Below are 513 nucleotides of genomic sequence, written 5' to 3' on the forward strand. Positions count from 1 at the left end.
ATCAAGGTGGTGACGATGGACGGCTTCTCCGGGTATCGCACCGCGACCGCTGAAACCCTGGACAAGGCGCGTGCGGTCAGCCAATCCTTCAACGCCGCCTTGGAACGGCCGGCGACCATGTCCAACAAACGTGCCGGCCCGGTACCGTCCACGATCGGTGTCAGGTCGACGAGCACGGTCACGAAACTCGAATCCCCCTTGCCGCGAACGTGTTTCCACTTGTGCTCATCGACCCCAAGGACCCGCACACCGTCCAGGCGGGCCGGTGCGGACGCCAACGAGCGGGCCGCGTCCAGCGCAAGGGTGTTCACGGTGTTCCAACCCAACCCGACCGCCGCGGCGACCGCCTTGACCGACATCTTGTCGACGATCATCGCCCGCAGAATCCAGGTCGTGGTGCGCCGGGTGACCTGTGCCCGCGGCGCCACGATCGTCGAGATGTCGGCACGAAAGATCGTGGTGGGACAGTCCGGGTTGTCGCACAGATAGCGCGGCACCGCGATATGCAGCCGA

General features: G+C 65.5%; 1 pseudogene. It reads right to left on the reverse strand.

The features are described 5' to 3' along the window. Nucleotides 1-68: 68 nt before the first annotated feature. A pseudogene (locus A5777_RS10845) lies at nt 69-513 on the reverse strand (helix-turn-helix domain-containing protein); the annotation flags it as partial.

It is taken from the genome of Gordonia sp. 852002-10350_SCH5691597, assembly GCF_001665715.1.
Classification (GTDB): domain Bacteria; phylum Actinomycetota; class Actinomycetes; order Mycobacteriales; family Mycobacteriaceae; genus Gordonia; species Gordonia sputi.